The following is a 16,946-nucleotide window of genomic DNA, read 5'->3' on the forward strand; positions in this document are numbered from 1 at the left end:
TATTAATGCGCTTTATCAATTAGATTAATTTCTACGGCTCCAGTTTCACTTAGTAAACTTTGTAATGCTTCTTCGTTACCATCCACAGGAATTTCCATTAGGAAATGATCGTCTGTTGTTCTTGGATCCGGATTTTCAGCATTTTTAAAAGGCCACATTCTACTACGTAAGTAAAATGTTATTACCATTAAGTGGGCTGCGAAAAATACCGTTAATTCGAACATGATAGGCACGAACGCCGGCATGTTTTCAATAAAACTAAAACTAGGTTTACCACCAATATTTTGTGGCCAATCTTCAATCATGATGAAATTCATCATTGTTATTGCTACAGTTAAACCAACTAATCCGTATAAAAATGCCGCGATGGCGATACGAGTTGGCGCTAAGCCCATAGCTTTATCTAGCCCGTGAACTGGAAACGGGGTATATACTTCTTCAATGTGATATTTTGCAGCCTTTACTTTCTTGACAGCCGACATTAAAACATCGTCATCATTATAAATCGCGTGAATTACTTTAGATGCTTCCATTTCTTACGCTTAGTTTTTATTGTTAACGTTACCAGAAGTTCTTTCGTCTGCTCCTGTACCTACTAAACTCCCTCCTGCTTCTCTAATTTTCTTATATCGTTCTCCCGAAGATTTAAGAATGGTCTTAACCTCTGCCTGTGCAATTACCGGGAATGTTCTAGAGTATAATAAGAATAATACAAAGAAGAATCCGATGGTTCCAACAAAAATTCCAATATCAACGAACGTTGGCGAGAACATTGTCCAAGACGATGGTAAGTAATCACGGTGTAAAGACGTTACGATAATTACAAAACGCTCAAACCACATTCCTATGTTTACTACAATCGAGATAAAGAATGAGAACATGATACTTGTTCTTAACTTTTTAAACCACATAAACTGTGGAGAGAATACGTTACATGTCATCATCGCCCAATACGCCCACCAGTAAGGACCAGTAGCTCTGTTTAAGAAGGCATACTGTTCATACTCCACGCCAGAGTACCACGCAATAAATAACTCAGTAATATATGCCACACCAACTATAGAACCAGTAATCATAATAATGATGTTCATAAGTTCGATGTGTTGTACGGTAATATAATCTTCAAGATTACATACTTTACGCATTACAATTAATAATGTGTTTACCATTGCGAATCCAGAGAATACCGCTCCAGCAACGAAGTACGGTGGAAAGATAGTGGTGTGCCAACCTGGAATAACCGACGTAGCGAAGTCAAACGATACGATAGTATGTACAGAAAGTACTAAAGGTGTAGCTAAACCAGCAAGTACTAAAGATACTTCCTCAAAACGTTGCCAGTCTTTTGCACGACCTGTCCAACCGAAACTTAACAAGGAATAAATTTTCTTTTGGAAAGGCTTTATAGCTCTATCGCGTAACATGGCGAAATCTGGCAATAAACCGGTCCACCAGAATACCAATGATACCGATAAATATGTCGAAATCGCGAATACGTCCCATAATAATGGCGAGTTAAAGTTAACCCATAAAGAACCGAATTGATTTGGAATTGGTAACACCCAATAACCTAACCATGGACGACCCATGTGAATAATCGGGAATAAACCAGCCTGAACTACCGAGAAGATAGTCATTGCCTCCGCAGATCGGTTAATTGCCATTCTCCATTTTTGACGGAATAATAAAAGTACCGCAGAAATAAGTGTTCCTGCGTGACCAATACCAACCCACCAAACGAAGTTAGTAATATCCCAGGCCCAACCTACGGTTTTATTTAAACCCCAAGTTCCTATACCTGTAGATATGGTATAAATGATACATCCAAGTCCCCAAAGAAAGGCTGCTAGTGAAATTCCAAAAACTATCCACCATTGTTTATTTGCTTTTCCTTCAACAGGCTTTGCTACATCCACAGTAACGTCGTGGTATGACTTTTCTCCTGTAACTAAGGGTCTTCTAATAGGTGCTTCGTAATGAGACGCCATAATTATATAATTGATTCTTTAATTAGATTTATGCTTCAGTTGTATTTCTCACTTTAGTTTGATACATCACGTTAGGTTTTGTTCCTACGTGCTCTAATAAGTGATACATACGGTTATCTTCTTTAAGTTTCGCAACTTTGCTTTCCTTATCGTTAATGTCTCCAAAAGTCATTGCTCCACTTGAACAAGCGGCCGAACATGCTGTTTGGAATTCACCATCCTTAATTTCACGTCCATCACGTTTGGCATCAAGAATTGTTTTCTGAGTCATTTGAATACACATAGAACATTTTTCCATAACCCCACGAGAACGTACCACAACGTCTGGGTTTAATACCATACGTCCTAAATCATCATTCATATGATAATCGAACTCGTCGTTACCATTATATAAGAACCAGTTAAAACGACGTACTTTATAAGGACAGTTGTTTGCACAGTATCTTGTACCCACACAACGGTTATAAGCCATATGGTTTTGACCTTGACGACCATGCGATGTTGCCGCCACCGGACAAACAGTTTCACAAGGTGCGTGGTTACAATGCTGACACATTACTGGTTGGAAAGCTACCTGTGGATTAGCAGAAGCATGCTCCATTTCACCAAACTCACTTAATGAGCTTCCTAAACCTGCGATGTTATCTTTCTTCTCATCATCACCTGCGAAAGATTCTTCAGATGAATAATATCTATCAATACGTAACCAATGCATATCACGGCTACGACGTACTTCTGTTTTCCCTACTACAGGCACATTATTTTCGGCGTGACATGCAATAACACAAGCCCCACATCCTGTACAAGCATTTAAATCGATAGATAAGTTGAAATGGTGCCCGATTGAACGATCAAACTCATCCCATAAATCAACATCTGGTGAAGTTACCGGAGTTTCTTCATGATTTAATGATACCTGCGGAATAGCATTCCAGTATTTTTTATCTTTTGTATTAAATACTTCCAGAGTCGTTTCCTTTACAATATCACCACGTCCCATAAGAGTATTGTGCAACTGCACACAAGCAAATTCATGCACTCCTGACACGGCTTCAATTGTTACATCCTGAACATTGTTAAAGTTATGGTATAATGCATAGGCGTTAACACCAGTTTGCATTTCCTCTTTAAGTCCTTTAGTTTTACCGTAACCAAACGACAAACCAACAGAACCTTTAGCCTGACCTGGTTGAATTAATACCGGCACTGTTAAAGCTGTTCCGTTAACTGTTACTTTCGCATAGCTTCCATTTAATGCGCCATTAGCAACATTTTCGTTAGTTAAACCTAACGCATCAGCATCAACTTTAGAAATTGTCAGGTAGTTATCCCAAGATGTTCTTGTAATTGGATCTGGAAATTCTTGTAACCATGGGTTATTGGCCTGCTGACCGTCTCCCATACCTACTTTAGTATATAGTGACAATTGTAAACCGTTACTCTTGGCAGAAGCTGCTAATGCACTTGCTGCTTGATTATCTGGTTTTTCAACTTCATTATTTTCTACTACATCCTCTAACTCATCAATCTCATTAGTTTCATAAACCTCTTGCGAAACAAACTGTCCATCGTGTAACGCCTGATTAAAAGACGCTCCATTTAAGATATCAGTTGTCCAGATTTCTTTGATGTAATCATTATAAGAACTTGGATTTGATGTCCAAACTAATAAAGCCTCTTGAAACTGTCTTGTATCAAATAACGGACGAATAGTTGGTTGCGTTAATGCATAATGTCCGTTTTTAATTTCTACATCTCCCCAAGACTCTAAATAATGTGGAGCAGCAGCAATATACTGCGTTTCCGAAGCTGTTTCATCTTCCTTCATTGAGAAAGCTACCGATAACTCGGTTTTCTTTAGGCCTTCAGAAAAATCGGCAGCGTTTGGTAATGTGTAAACTGGGTTAACACCAGCCATAATGATTGCTGCTACTTTACCTGCTTTCATTTCTGCAACTAAATTCGCAACATCTTTCGCATTACCTTGTCTTGTTTTAATAGCAACTTTAGGATCGAAAGCCTTACTTGCTAAAAACTCATTTATTTCTAGAGCTACGGTTTGTGCATTTACATCCTGAATTCCTGTAACAACAACTCCGTTAGACCCAGCTTTCTTTAATTGAGCAGCTGCTTTTTGAACAGCCTCATCGATATGTGCTGGTAATTCACCACCTACGGCACCACCAACTACATAACTATATAATTTCGCTAAGGCTACCTTTTGCTGACTTGGTGTTAAAGGAACACGTTTGTCGGCATTAGCACCAGTTAGCGACATATTTGATTCAAACTGAATATGACGTGACATTTTGCCGTGATTAGGCACTTTGTTCTTTGCATAGCCAGAATCAAATCCACCACCTTGCCAGTCTCCCAAGAAGTCCGCTCCAACAGAAACAATAGTCATCGCTTTTGAGAAATCGTAGTTTGCTAAGCCTCGCTTACCATACTTTGCCTGATAAGCATCTAAAGCAGCACTTTCTGAAATCGCATCATATACTACATGCTGAACATTACCGTACTCTTCTTTAAAGTCGGCAATTAAATTACGCGTAGAAGGACTCGCAAAAGTTTGCGTTAATAAAACAATCTTCTTGTTAGCCGCTTTTAATTCCTTTAATTTTTTAATGGTCGCTGCATCGAAATCACCCCATGAAATGGCATTACCATCTTTTTTAGGACCTTGCACTCTTAAGCTATCATACAATCCTAAAACCGAAGCGTTCACTCTGGCATTAGCACTACCATTGGTAGCTGCCAAAGTATTATTTTCAATTTTAATTGGACGACCTTCACGTGTTTTCACTAAAACACTAGCAAAATCGAACCCATCAGCAACGGTAGTTGCATAGTAGTTAGCAACACCCGGAATAATTTCTTCGGGTTGCACAACGTAAGGAATCGATTTAACTACAGGACCTTCACAGGCAGCTAACGAAGCAGCCGCTGTACTAAATCCTACATATTTTAAGAAATCGCGACGCGTTGTAGAACTAGACTCTAATGCATTTTTATCACCTAAAAATTCATCTGTAGGAATCTCTTCTACAAACTCGTTTTGTTTTAGCGTCTCAACAATAGAGCTATTATCGTTTAGCTCTTCAACACTTTTCCAGTATTTCTTGTTTGATGACATATTATATAATTGAATTACTTCTTATTAAATTTTATTAATAGTGGCATTTTCCACATTCTAAACCACCCATTTGTGCAGCCGTAAGTTTATCTACACCATACTTCTTAGATAATTCTTCATGAATTTTCTCGTAGTAAGCATTATCTTCTACTTTTACATTTGTCGTTCTGTGACATTCTATACACCAGCCCATAGTTAATGGCGCATGTTGATACATCACTTCCATTTCCTCCACAGGTCCGTGACAAGTTTGACACTCTACACCTGCTACCGACACGTGTTGAGAGTGATTAAAGTAAACAAAATCTGGCAAATTATGGATACGCACCCATTTCACAGGATGTGAATCTCCTGTATATTTTTGGTTCGCATCATCCCAACCTGCCGCAGCATATAATTTTTTGATTTGATCGTCGTAGAACTCTTTTGAATATTCCGGGCTCGTTTCACCATTGTACTCATAAATAGATTTATGACAGTTCATACAAACGTTTACGGATGGAATTCCAGAAGTTTTACTTACACGTGCTGATGAGTGACAGTATTTACAATCGATACCATTATCGCCTGCGTGAATTTTATGTGAGAAATGAATAGGCTGAACCGGTTGATAACCCTGGTCTACACCTACCTGCATTAAATAACCATAAATAAAATAAGCACCAGCAAGCAACAAGAATATGGCAGATACTAACATTAAGAATTGATTCTTAACAAACGCTTTCCAAAGCGGCATTCTTTTAGTTTCTTCTGGTAATTCTACCCCTTGCGCTTCAGCAAAACGACGTAAGGTCTTATTTACCAAAAACAAACCAATCGCTAATAAGGCAAACAACACAGCAAGTGCCCCTAATACTAATTCGTTAGACACACCTGAAGACGCACCTCCATCCGCACCAGCCTGAGCCGTAGCAACAGCAGCTGGAGCCTCTTGTTTAACTTCGGCTGTATAAGCCAAAATATCATCAATATCCTTTTCAGATAATTGAGGGAAAGCCGTCATCGCTGCTCCAGAATACTCATTGTAAACTTTGTTAGCATAAGCATCGCCCGACTTAATAACACCAGAACTATTATGAATCCAATCATAAATCCATGCTCTGTCAAGTCCTTGCTCATCTGCTAAACGCGCCTCAACATTACGAAGCGCTGGCCCTGTCATTTTTTTATCTAATTGGTGACAAGCAGCACAATTTGCATTAAATAATGATTTTCCTTTTGCTGGATCGCCTTCTTGAGCCGAAAGCCTCGCGGTAAATACTAATAAAACAATTAAACTTAAACCAAGTATGTTTTTGCCTAATTTACGGTGAATCACCTTTTTCATATTGTTGGTTATATTAACTTCTAAACTTTGGTATGGTTTTTTCATACAATAATTTAAAAAAAACGCAGTTATAAAATCTCTCGCAAAAGTAACACTTAAAGTCGATTTTAGAAATGTTACATTAGCGTTAATTGATAATTTAGAGACATTCTAAATAATAAAAATGAACCTATAATTGCGTTATTACGTATACATTTGCATAAACCCAATAAAAAATGAAACCTTTGAATTTAAAAATCAAGCTTTTAGGACTTTTTTGCTTTGTTTTAACTTTTGGCATTACTAACGCACAACAAGGCAACGTCACTATAAATCAGGATAGAAGCATTACAACGTTATTAAATCTTAAGAAAGAAATTAATACTAACGAAAGTGATTCCGAAAGGTATAGAATACAAATTTATTCGGGCAACAGAGCGAAAGCCGAAAAAACTCAAGATGAATTTTCAGAAACTTTTCCTGATTGGCGAGCTACAATTCAATACGAAACTCCTAATTTTAAAATTTGGGCAGGTAGTTTTAGAACACGCTTAGAAGCAGACAGAGCTTTAAAAAAGATTAAGACCGAATTTCCTGCTGCATTTATTTTTAAACCTAAAAAGTCTAGCTAATTTCGATTTAAAGAATTAAAAAAAAGCGACCAAATGGCCGCTTTTTTTTATTTAATTTCTTGATGGATATACCCCTTTAAGAGCAATAATGTAATTTATGGCTTGATAAGGCTGAATATTGTTTATGGTTTGTCCTTCTCCCCCACGATTTCCAACATTACTATTTACATTTATTCCTTTATTGAATGCAGAAATATCCTTAACAACATTACTTTTTTCGTCGCCGCCTTTTTGCCCCAATCGGTACGAACTTAATCCAGGACCTGCACCAGGATGCACTACAACTCTTCCTCTTAGATCCGGTAAAGCAAAATTTGTTCTTCCATCGCCACCGTAAGTCGTTCCTAAAATAGAAAACAACGCTGTATTGCTACTTATTGGCAATAGCTGACCATTACAAAGTGCCCACCCACGGGGCGCAAAATTTCCAGCAAACATAACCACCTGACCAATAAGCGGCTCGGATTGCGCATTAACTTTAAATCCTGTTAACAAGGCTAAAAACAAAACAATAATTGGTAATAATTTACGCATATTAGAATATTTTAATTTTACATTGCTTTCAAGTTAACAATAAAAATAATAGTCATCCATGTATACAAAAAAAATCCCGCGTATCGCGGGATTTAAAATTATTGTTGAAATAGATTTTTTTCTACTTATTTAAGTTTCTTTTTAACTTCAACTTCGTGGAAAGCTTCAATAACATCACCTTCTTTAATGTCGTTGTAATTTTTAATTTGCATACCACAGTCGTAACCTTTCGTTACTTCTTTAACATCATCTTTGAAACGTTTAAGCGATGCTAATTCTCCCGTAAACACCACTACTCCATCTCTAATAATACGCACTCCTGAACTTCTTAGAATCTTACCATTAGTTACCATACAACCGGCTATGCTACCAATTTTAGATACTTTAAAGATTTCTCTAATTTCAGCCGTACCAGTAACTTCTTCTTTAAATTCTGGCGATAACATTCCTTCCATGGCGTCCTTAAGATCATTAATCGCATCGTAGATAATGGAATACGTTCTGATATCGATTTCTTCTCTATCGGCAGTTGCTCGTGCATTTCCAACAGGGCGCACATTAAATCCAATAATAATAGCATCGGAAGCCGAAGCCAACAACACATCACTTTCGGTAATGGCTCCTACCCCTTTATGTAAGATGTTTACCTGAATTTCTTCAGTCGATAATTTTTGGAATGAATCGGTAAGGGCTTCAACAGAACCATCCACATCTCCTTTAAGGATTATATTCAATTCTTTAAAGTCTCCTAGTGCAATACGACGTCCAATCTCATCTAGTGTAATATGACGTTGCGTTCGTACAGACTGCTCTCGTTGTAATTGAGAACGTTTCGCAGCGATTTGCTTGGCTTCACGTTCATCTTCAAATACGTTAAACTTATCACCGGCCTGTGGCGCACCATCTAAACCAAGTATAGACACTGGTGTAGAAGGACCTGCTTCGGCAACATCATTACCACGCTCATCGTGCATAGCTTTAACTTTACCACTGTTTTTACCAGCCAACACGTAATCCCCAACACGCAGCGTACCTGCCTGTACTAAAACAGTTGCAACATACCCTCTACCTTTATCTAAAAAGGCTTCAACTACTGTACCAACTGCAGGTTTTTCAGGATTAGCTTTAAGTTCTAACAACTCAGCTTCAAGCAATACTTTTTCTAATAATTCTTTAACGCCAGTTCCCATTTTAGCAGAAATATCGTGAGATTGGATTTTACCTCCCCAGTCTTCTACTAAAAGGTTCATATTTGCTAAGCCTTCTTTAATTCTATCAGGATTTGCATCTGGCTTGTCAATTTTATTTATAGCAAAAACTATTGGCACACCAGCTGCCTGCGCATGCGAAATAGCCTCTTTGGTTTGTGGCATGATATCGTCATCGGCCGCAGCCACAATTATAGCGATATCGGTAACTTGCGCACCACGAGCACGCATTGCTGTAAAGGCCTCGTGACCTGGTGTATCTAAGAACGCTATTTTTTGTCCGTTTTCTAATTCTACACCATAAGCTCCAATATGCTGAGTAATACCTCCAGACTCACCAGCGATTACATTTTCCTTACGGATGTAATCTAAAAGTGATGTTTTACCGTGGTCAACGTGACCCATTACGGTTACAATCGGTGCTCTTGGTTTTAAATCTTCTTCTTTATCTTCAACAACTTCAATTGACTCTTCAATATCGGCTGTTACAAATTCTACTTTATACCCAAATTCTTCAGCAACTATTGATAAAGTTTCTGCATCTAAACGCTGGTTCATGGTAACCATCATACCAAGCGACATACAAGCTGAGATAATAGAGGTTACAGGAACATCCATCATGGTAGCAACCTCATTTGCTGTTACAAACTCAGTAACTTTTAATACTTTACTTTCTGCTGCTTCCTGCTGTAATTCTTTTTGAGTTTGGTCTCTGTGCTGATCTCTTTTATCTCTACGATATTTAGCACCTTTACCTTTTGAGGATTTCCCTTGAAGTTTTTCAAGTGTTTCACGCACTTGCTTTTTAACATCTTCTTCGCTAGGATCTTCTTTAATAATTGGACGTCTACCTTTGTTTCCTCCCTTATTAAAACGATCGTTTGATCGATTTCCTCTATCACCTCCCTGATTTCCAGATTGGTTAGGACCTCCAGCTTTGCTTATACGACGACGCTTCTTTTTATTGGCAGCATCTCCTCCTTGCTTATTGTCGGTCTTTTTATCTTCTTTCTTCTTTTTAGGCTTATTGAATTGAGATAAATCAATTTTATCGCCTGCAATTTTAGGCCCAGAAAGCTTTTGGTATTTGGTTTTCACCTTTTCCTCAGAAACCAATTCACCATTCTCATTAGTAACCATAGTTTTCTCAACTTCAGGCCCTTGATGTTTAGGTTTTTGGCTTACTGGCTTCTCAGCTTTTTTCTGTTCCTCTTTAGTTTCCTTTACAGGTGCCTCTGGTTTAGCCTCTGGTTTTACCTCTTCGGCTTTTGGCTTTTCTGCTACCGTTGGTTGCTCTTTAGGAGCTTCAGCTTTCGCTTCTTCCTGTTTAGGTGTTTCTGGTTTTTCGGCCTGAGGTTTCTCAGCAGGTTTATTAGAATCTAAATCTATTTTACCTACTTGCTTCGGTCCAGAAAGTATTTTAGTGGCTTTTACAATTTCTTCCTTTCTAGCTGCCTCTTTCTGTTTTTCTTCAAGTTCACGCTCGCGTTGCTCTCGCAGCTCCTCTTTTTCTTTCTGCTTAGCCTCACTAACCTCTTTAGATGCTACTTTTTTGTTAGCATCTGTTTGAAACTCATTAGAAAGCACATTATATACTTCCTCTGAAATTTTAGTGGTTGGTCGCTTCTCTATTTCGATGCCCTTTGAATCTAAAAATTCTACAGCTCGATCTAAAGAAATATTCAGCTCGCGTAATACTTTATTTAATCTTATTGTTTCAGCCATAAATTGCCTTTAAAATACTCAAATATATATGTTATTCTTCGAATTCTTCTCTTAAAATTCTAATAACTTCTTTAATTGTTTCTTCTTCTAAATCGGTACGTTTAACTAAATCTTTAACTTCCTCTTCTAAAATACTTTTTGCAGTATCTAATCCAACTCTGCTAAATTCTTCAATTATCCATCCCTCTATTTCATCTGAGAACTCGCTTAACTCAACGTCTTCCTCAGCACCTTCTCTAAACACATCGATATCGTAACCTGTTAACTGTCCCGCTAAACGGATGTTGTGCCCACCTCTACCAATGGCCTTACTTACCTCTTCTGGCTTTAATATTACTTCTGCTCGTTTATTCTCTTCATCTATTTTAATAGACGTTACACGCGCAGGGCTTAAAGCTCTTGTAATATACAACTGTAAGTTGTTTGTATAGTTTATAACATCGATATTTTCATTTCCTAGTTCACGTACAATCCCGTGAATTCTAGACCCTTTCATACCAACACATGCACCAACTGGATCGATTCTATCATCGTATGAATCTACCGCTACTTTTGCTTTTTCACCAGGAATTCTAACCACGTTCTTAATTGTAATTAAACCATCAAAAACTTCTGGTATTTCCTGCTCAAATAGTTTTTCTAAGAACGATGGTGCCGTTCTAGACATAATAATTGTTGGTTTTGCCCCTTTCAGCTCAACACTATCAATTACTCCTCTTACATTATCACCTTTTCTAAAGAAATCGGAAGGTATTTGTTTATCTTTTGGTAAAACAATCTCGTTACCTTCATCATCCAACAAAATTACAGCTCTATGACGAATATGATGTACTTCTGCCGTATAAATTTCACCAACTAAATCTTTAAACTGCTTAAAAATTATAGTGTTGTCGTGTTCGTGAATTTTAGAAATTAAATTTTGACGCAATGCTAATATCGCACGTCTTCCTAAATCTATAAGCTTTACTTCTTCTGAAACGTCTTCTCCTACTTCAAAATCTGGTTCAATTTTACGAGCTTCAGTTAACGAAATCTCCTGATTTGGATCTTCAACTTCTCCATCGGCTACTACGACTCTGTTTCTCCAGATTTCTAAATCTCCTTTATCAGGGTTTACAATAATATCGAAATTATCATCATCACCATATTTCTTCTTTAAGGCACTTCTAAACACTTCCTCTAAAATCGCCATTAACGTAACACGGTCAATTAGCTTATCGTCTTTGAATTCTGAAAAAGATTCAATTAACGCGATATTCTCCATAACTCTTATTGAATTAAAATTTAATCATAACTTTTGCTTCTACAATTTCCTCGTAAGCGATATTCGCTTGTTTTGTTACAGTTACTTTACCTTTACCTATAGGCTTAGGTTCTCTAACTTTCCATTCTAATGTTATATCTGTGTCGGTGGCTTGAGTAAGTGTCCCTTCGAACTTTTCCGAAGCTGTTCTTACTTTCAGGTCTCTATTCAGATTCTTTTTATACTGTCTTAAATTTACTAGTGGTGATGCTGCTCCTGCAGACATTACTTCTAACGAAAAATCGTGTTCTTCTCGATCAATATTATGTTCAATAGCGCGACTTACAAACATGCAGTCTTCAACCAACACCCCATTATCGCCATCAATTACAATTTTAACATGGTTATCGTTACCAATATTAAACTCTATCAGAAACAAATCATTTCGTTCCAGTAACGCGGCATCCAGCAATTCTTTTACGGTCTCTTTAAACATTTTATTTTATAAAAAGAGGGGACTCTATGTCCCCTCGTTCTTAATTTCGCCTTTCAACGCTGCAAATATACAACATTTTATTGATTTTTAAAGCAATATTTCATAATTTTAAGTAGTTAGCCATTATAACCAACCTAAATATTTATAACTAAATTTAGTATTCTTTAATAAAAAATTACGAACACGACTAACAAATTTTAAATCCTAATTTAAACAATAAAACCAATGAAGAAAATATTAGTCCCAACAGACTTTTCAACTGAAGCAGAAAACGCATTAAAAGTAGCAGCACAATTAGCCAAAACATACAAATGCGAACTCCACCTACTACATATACTTGAAATTCCAATTCACCAGGTAGATCCTATAAGTGGATTTAGTGAATTGCCAGAAGCTATATTTTTTATGAAATTGGCTCATAAACAATTTACCGAACTTAAAAAGAAGGACTTCTTAAAAGGCTTAAAAATTCATGAACATGTTGAGTTTCATGAAATATTTAAGGGTGTATTCCAAGTTTGTAAAAAGCAAAACATAGACCTAGTAGTAATGGGCTCCAGTGGGGCGAGTGGGTTGAGAGAAATATTTATTGGAAGCAACACCGAAAAAGTGGTAAGAACCTCTAAAACACCCGTACTCGTAATTAAAAACGATCACCCCGAATTTAAAATAGAAAACATGGTGTACGCCTCAGATTTTGAAACCGACAGCAAAGCATCTTTCGCTAATGCCGTAAACTTTGCCCAGCTATTTAAAAGCAAACTACATTTGGTTATGGTAAATACACCTAACTACTTTATAAGTACCGATGACGCTAAATCAAAAATAAATCAATTTATTGAAGACTCAAATTTAACAAACCACACAATAACCATTTATAATGACGTAAACGTTGAAAGTGGCATTTTAAACTTTGCCAAATCCATTTCTGCCGATGTAATAGGCATTAGTACCCACGGCCGAAAAGGACTTTCTCACTTCTTTAATGGTAGTATAAGCGAAGATTTAGTAAACCACGCGAATCGTCCTATTCTAACTTTTAAAATAGAAGACAACTAATAGAGCGATTAAAACTTTTTAAAAAGAATAATACTAAAATCAAAAAACCCCGATTATTTTAATAATCGGGGTTTTATTTTTGTTGGCCTACTAGGGCTCGAACCTAGACTCTTCTGGACCAAAACCAGACGTGTTGCCAGTTACACCATAGGCCAGTACCTGTTTGCGGGTGCAAATTTAAAACAAAGTTTTATTTCTACAAGCTTTTTTTAAAAAAAATATTTTAGCCACCTTAACGTTTCCTTAAAAAGAGGTTTGAATACCATAATTATTATTAAATTCGCCTACGTAAAAATAAAGAAAAATTCATGACCAGTTCAAACTTTAAGAAGTGGAACACCATTTTAGGATGGTTTGCTTTTTTAATAGCTCTAATCACATACACCTTAACCACCGAACCTACTGTAAGCTTTTGGGATGCAGGCGAGTACATTTTAACCTCAGCAAAACTACAAGTTGGCCATCCTCCCGGAGCACCTTTGTTTCAAATGCTTGGTGCTTTCTTTTCTATGTTCGCTCTTGAACCTTCTCAAGTGGGTTTTATGATGAATATGATGAGTGCCATTTCTAGTGCTTTTACTATTTTGTTTATGTTTTGGACCATTACTCTTTTATTGAAAAAAATTGTTGGCACCAAAAAAGACATAAGCGAAGGTAAGGCCATGGCTATATTAGGTAGTGCGCTGGTTGGTAGTTTAGCTTTCACTTTTACCGATTCGTTTTGGTTTAATGCCGTTGAAACTGAGGTATACGCTATGGCAACTTTAATAATGTCTGTTTTATTCTGGCTTGGCCTGCGTTGGGAACAAGATATGGAAAAACCACGAGGTAACCGCTGGTTAATTTTAATCGCCTTTATTATCGGACTTTCCTTTGGTGTTCACTTTATGGGATTATTAACGATTCCTGCCATTGGTCTTATTTACTACTTTAAAAACTATAAAACAATAACCATTAAAAACTTTATCATTGCTAATATAGCATCGGTAGCAGTTCTATTATTTGTTTTTAAATTATTAGCTCCTAATATTCTTAAAATCTTTAGTGTATTCGAAATTTTCTTTGTTAACACCATAGGTTTACCTTTCAATTCTGGTTCTATAATTGCTGGAATCGTTTTAATTGGTTCAATATACTATGCTTTACGTTATACAAGAACTAAAGGTTATATACACTTAAACACAGCTGCTCTTTGTTTAACTTTTGTTATTGTTGGATTCTCTACCTGGCTTATGCTACCCATTAGAGCGAATGCCAATGTTGTGATTAACGAAAATAATCCATCGAGTGCCAGAGAATTACTAGCTTATTACAACCTCGAACAGTACCCTGAAACACACCTGTTTTATGGTCCGCAGTTTACCGACCAGTATGCTTTTTTAGATGAGAACAATCCATATATAGACGACAAACCTAAATACGAAAAAGACGAAGAAAAAGGAGAGTACGTTATTGTTAATGACTATAAAGGCGCCAAACAAAACTACAATTCAAAGCACGCATCTATTTTACCTCGAATGTGGAGTCCCGAACACGCAGAAAACTATATGATGTTTACCGGGTTTTTAAATTTTAAACTAAAACCCGATTATCAAATGGATAATCAACTTAGAAGCGCCATCAATAAATTTAAAAATGATGTGGCTCAAGGCAATGTAGATCGCGAAGGCTATAACACCTTTTTAAAGAATTTCAAACAGTACATTGACATTGAAAAACCAAGTTTGGCTGACAACATTAAATATATGTTTCAGTATCAGTTAGGATATATGTATTGGCGCTATTTTATGTGGAATTTTTCGGGGCGGCAAGATGACATCCAGGGACGATACGATAACCATGGCAACTGGATTACAGGAATCAATTCTATTGATGAAAAATTATTGGGTTTACCTCAAGATAATTTACCAAGCGATGTTAAAAACAATAAAGCCAGAAACACCTATTACTTATTACCATTTTTACTCGGTCTTATAGGTTTCTTCTTTTTGTTTAACAAAGACAAAAAAGTCTTCTGGACCATGCTTGTATTTTTCTTATTTACAGGTGTTGCCATTCAAGTTTACACAAATGTGCGCCCATTCGAGCCACGCGAACGCGACTATTCGGTAGTTGGTTCGTTTTATGTGTTTGCGCTTTGGATTGGTTTTGGCGTATACGCCCTTTACGATGCCTTAAATAAATTTGCTCCTAAAAAAATTGTTGCTCCAGTAATAAGCCTGATATGTTTAATTCTTGTACCTGGAATTTTAGCAGCAAACAATTGGGATGATCACGATCGTTCAGGAAAATATACCGCCAACGCTATGGCGAAAATGTACCTGGACTCCTGTGCCGAAAACGGCATTCTATTTACTATTGGTGATAACGACACCTTTGCCCTTTGGTATGCCCAAGAAATTGAAGGGTACCGTACCGACGTACGCGTTGTGAACACAAGTTTATTCCAAACCGACTGGTATATAGACCAAATGAAACGCAAAGCATACGAAAGCGACCCGATACCATCTCAGTTAACACACGATTTATACCAATACGGAACCAACGATTATATCGTTATTGAAGAAGTTATTGCCGATACCCTTGACGTAAAACAATTTTTAGATTTTATCGCAAGCGATAATCCTAAAACCAAATACAAGTATGTTTTACAGCAAAACAATTACGATATAACTCAAGTAAGAAGACAGGATTTAGAAGCCAGTTACCTACCTACACGACATTTAAGAATTCCGGTAAACAAAGAAAACGCCTTAAAATCGGGTATTGTAAAACCAAAAGACGCCAATAAAATTGTACCATATATTGATATTAACATTACTGGCAACGCACTTTACAAAAACAGACTATTAATGCTAGATGTTATTGCCAACAACGATTGGAAACGACCTATATATTTTACGGGTGGAAGTTTTGGTGACGACGACTATATCTGGATGAAAGATTATTTACAATTAGATGGCCTCTGCTACAAACTGGTACCTATAAGAACGCCTGTTAGTAAATCTAACCCATTCGATATGGGACGTGTAGACACCGAATTAATGTTTAAAAAAGTCAAGCAATGGGATTGGGGTAATAGTGGAAGTCCTGATATTTATCACGATCCTGAAACTCGTAAAAATGCGATTACCTACAGAAGTAATTTAGCTCGATTAATTGAACAATTAATTAATGAAAATAAATTAGATAAAGCCGAAGAAGTAGCTGATATTGCCATGACCAATATGCCAGTTGATTACTTTGGCTACTACACCCTGTTAGAGCCTTACATAAGCGCTTACTATGAAGTTAACAGTAAAGACAAAGCTCAAAACCTATTTAAAGAGGTTGCAAACAAATACCAAGAAAGCTTAAACTATTACAGCAAGTTATCGATAGATAACCAGAACAGAATGTTTGAAGAAATCTACACTGACATTCAACGTTACAAGGCTTTAATTGATGTACTCGTGATATACGATCCTGAGTTTGCTAAAACCGAAGGAGAAATCTTCAACAACCATCTCATGTTATTTAAGCATTTTTATGGTGAGCAACCCGATGAAGACGTTTACACACCAGAACAGGATTCAACATTTCCTACGTTAGACAGTACGGCTGACATCTTAAATTAAGA

At 36.9% G+C, this 16,946-nt stretch carries 11 protein-coding genes and 1 tRNA gene; 3 read left to right on the forward strand and 9 right to left on the reverse strand.

Features of this window, described 5'->3' with window-relative positions:
• Positions 1-2 precede the first annotated feature (2 nt).
• The 4 genes from ICJ83_RS15265 to ICJ83_RS15280 are packed head-to-tail and all read right to left on the reverse strand — an operon-like array spanning position 3 to position 6,451.
• Positions 3-533, reverse strand: coding sequence for a DUF3341 domain-containing protein (locus ICJ83_RS15265; protein WP_188231279.1), 531 nt, complete (start codon positions 531-533; stop codon positions 3-5).
• A gap of 9 nt (positions 534-542) precedes the next feature.
• Positions 543-1,988 (reverse strand): NrfD/PsrC family molybdoenzyme membrane anchor subunit, encoded by a 1,446-nt coding sequence (gene nrfD / locus ICJ83_RS15270; RefSeq protein WP_188231280.1) that lies wholly within the window; start codon positions 1,986-1,988, stop codon positions 543-545.
• 28 nt (positions 1,989-2,016) lie between these two features.
• On the reverse strand, positions 2,017-5,124 hold the full coding sequence (locus tag ICJ83_RS15275; protein WP_188231281.1) for a TAT-variant-translocated molybdopterin oxidoreductase: 3,108 nt from the start codon (positions 5,122-5,124) through the stop codon (positions 2,017-2,019).
• Between the two features lie 34 nt (positions 5,125-5,158).
• Positions 5,159-6,451: a cytochrome c3 family protein gene (locus tag ICJ83_RS15280; RefSeq protein WP_188231338.1), complete on the reverse strand. Its 1,293-nt coding sequence runs from the start codon at positions 6,449-6,451 to the stop codon at positions 5,159-5,161.
• A gap of 215 nt (positions 6,452-6,666) precedes the next feature.
• On the opposite strand from ICJ83_RS15280, the gene ICJ83_RS15285 reads away from it, so the two are divergent.
• On the forward strand, positions 6,667-7,062 hold the full coding sequence (locus ICJ83_RS15285) for an SPOR domain-containing protein (protein ID WP_188231282.1): 396 nt from the start codon (positions 6,667-6,669) through the stop codon (positions 7,060-7,062).
• Positions 7,063-7,113: 51 nt separating this feature from the next.
• On the opposite strand, the gene ICJ83_RS15290 is transcribed toward ICJ83_RS15285, so the two are convergent.
• The 4 genes from ICJ83_RS15290 to rimP form a co-directional block, all read right to left on the reverse strand.
• Complete coding sequence (locus ICJ83_RS15290; protein ID WP_188231283.1) at positions 7,114-7,596, reverse strand: phage tail protein; 483 nt, start codon at positions 7,594-7,596, stop codon at positions 7,114-7,116.
• A gap of 125 nt (positions 7,597-7,721) precedes the next feature.
• Entirely contained in the window at positions 7,722-10,529 is a 2,808-nt protein-coding gene (gene infB, locus ICJ83_RS15295; protein ID WP_188231284.1) for a translation initiation factor IF-2, read from the reverse strand.
• A 31-nt stretch (positions 10,530-10,560) separates the two neighbouring features.
• Positions 10,561-11,793 carry a transcription termination factor NusA gene (gene nusA / locus ICJ83_RS15300; protein WP_188231285.1) on the reverse strand — a complete coding sequence of 411 codons (1,233 nt, stop codon included), beginning with the start codon at positions 11,791-11,793 and terminating at the stop codon, positions 10,561-10,563.
• Between the two features lie 13 nt (positions 11,794-11,806).
• Positions 11,807-12,268 (reverse strand): ribosome assembly cofactor RimP, encoded by a 462-nt coding sequence (rimP, locus tag ICJ83_RS15305; RefSeq protein ID WP_188231286.1) that lies wholly within the window; start codon positions 12,266-12,268, stop codon positions 11,807-11,809.
• 225 nt (positions 12,269-12,493) lie between these two features.
• Between rimP and ICJ83_RS15310 the strand changes: the two genes are divergently transcribed.
• Positions 12,494-13,327, forward strand: a complete 834-nt coding sequence (locus tag ICJ83_RS15310; RefSeq protein WP_188231287.1) for a universal stress protein — start codon at positions 12,494-12,496, stop codon at positions 13,325-13,327.
• Positions 13,328-13,409: 82 nt separating this feature from the next.
• On the opposite strand, the gene ICJ83_RS15315 is transcribed toward ICJ83_RS15310, so the two are convergent.
• Positions 13,410-13,482, reverse strand: a tRNA-Gln gene (locus ICJ83_RS15315).
• A gap of 153 nt (positions 13,483-13,635) precedes the next feature.
• Here ICJ83_RS15315 and ICJ83_RS15320 point away from each other — a divergent pair.
• Positions 13,636-16,944, forward strand: a complete 3,309-nt coding sequence (locus tag ICJ83_RS15320; protein ID WP_188231288.1) for a glycosyltransferase family 117 protein — start codon at positions 13,636-13,638, stop codon at positions 16,942-16,944.
• Positions 16,945-16,946 lie beyond the last annotated feature (2 nt).

It is taken from the genome of Aestuariibaculum sediminum, assembly GCF_014596945.1.
Classification (GTDB): domain Bacteria; phylum Bacteroidota; class Bacteroidia; order Flavobacteriales; family Flavobacteriaceae; genus Aestuariibaculum; species Aestuariibaculum sediminum.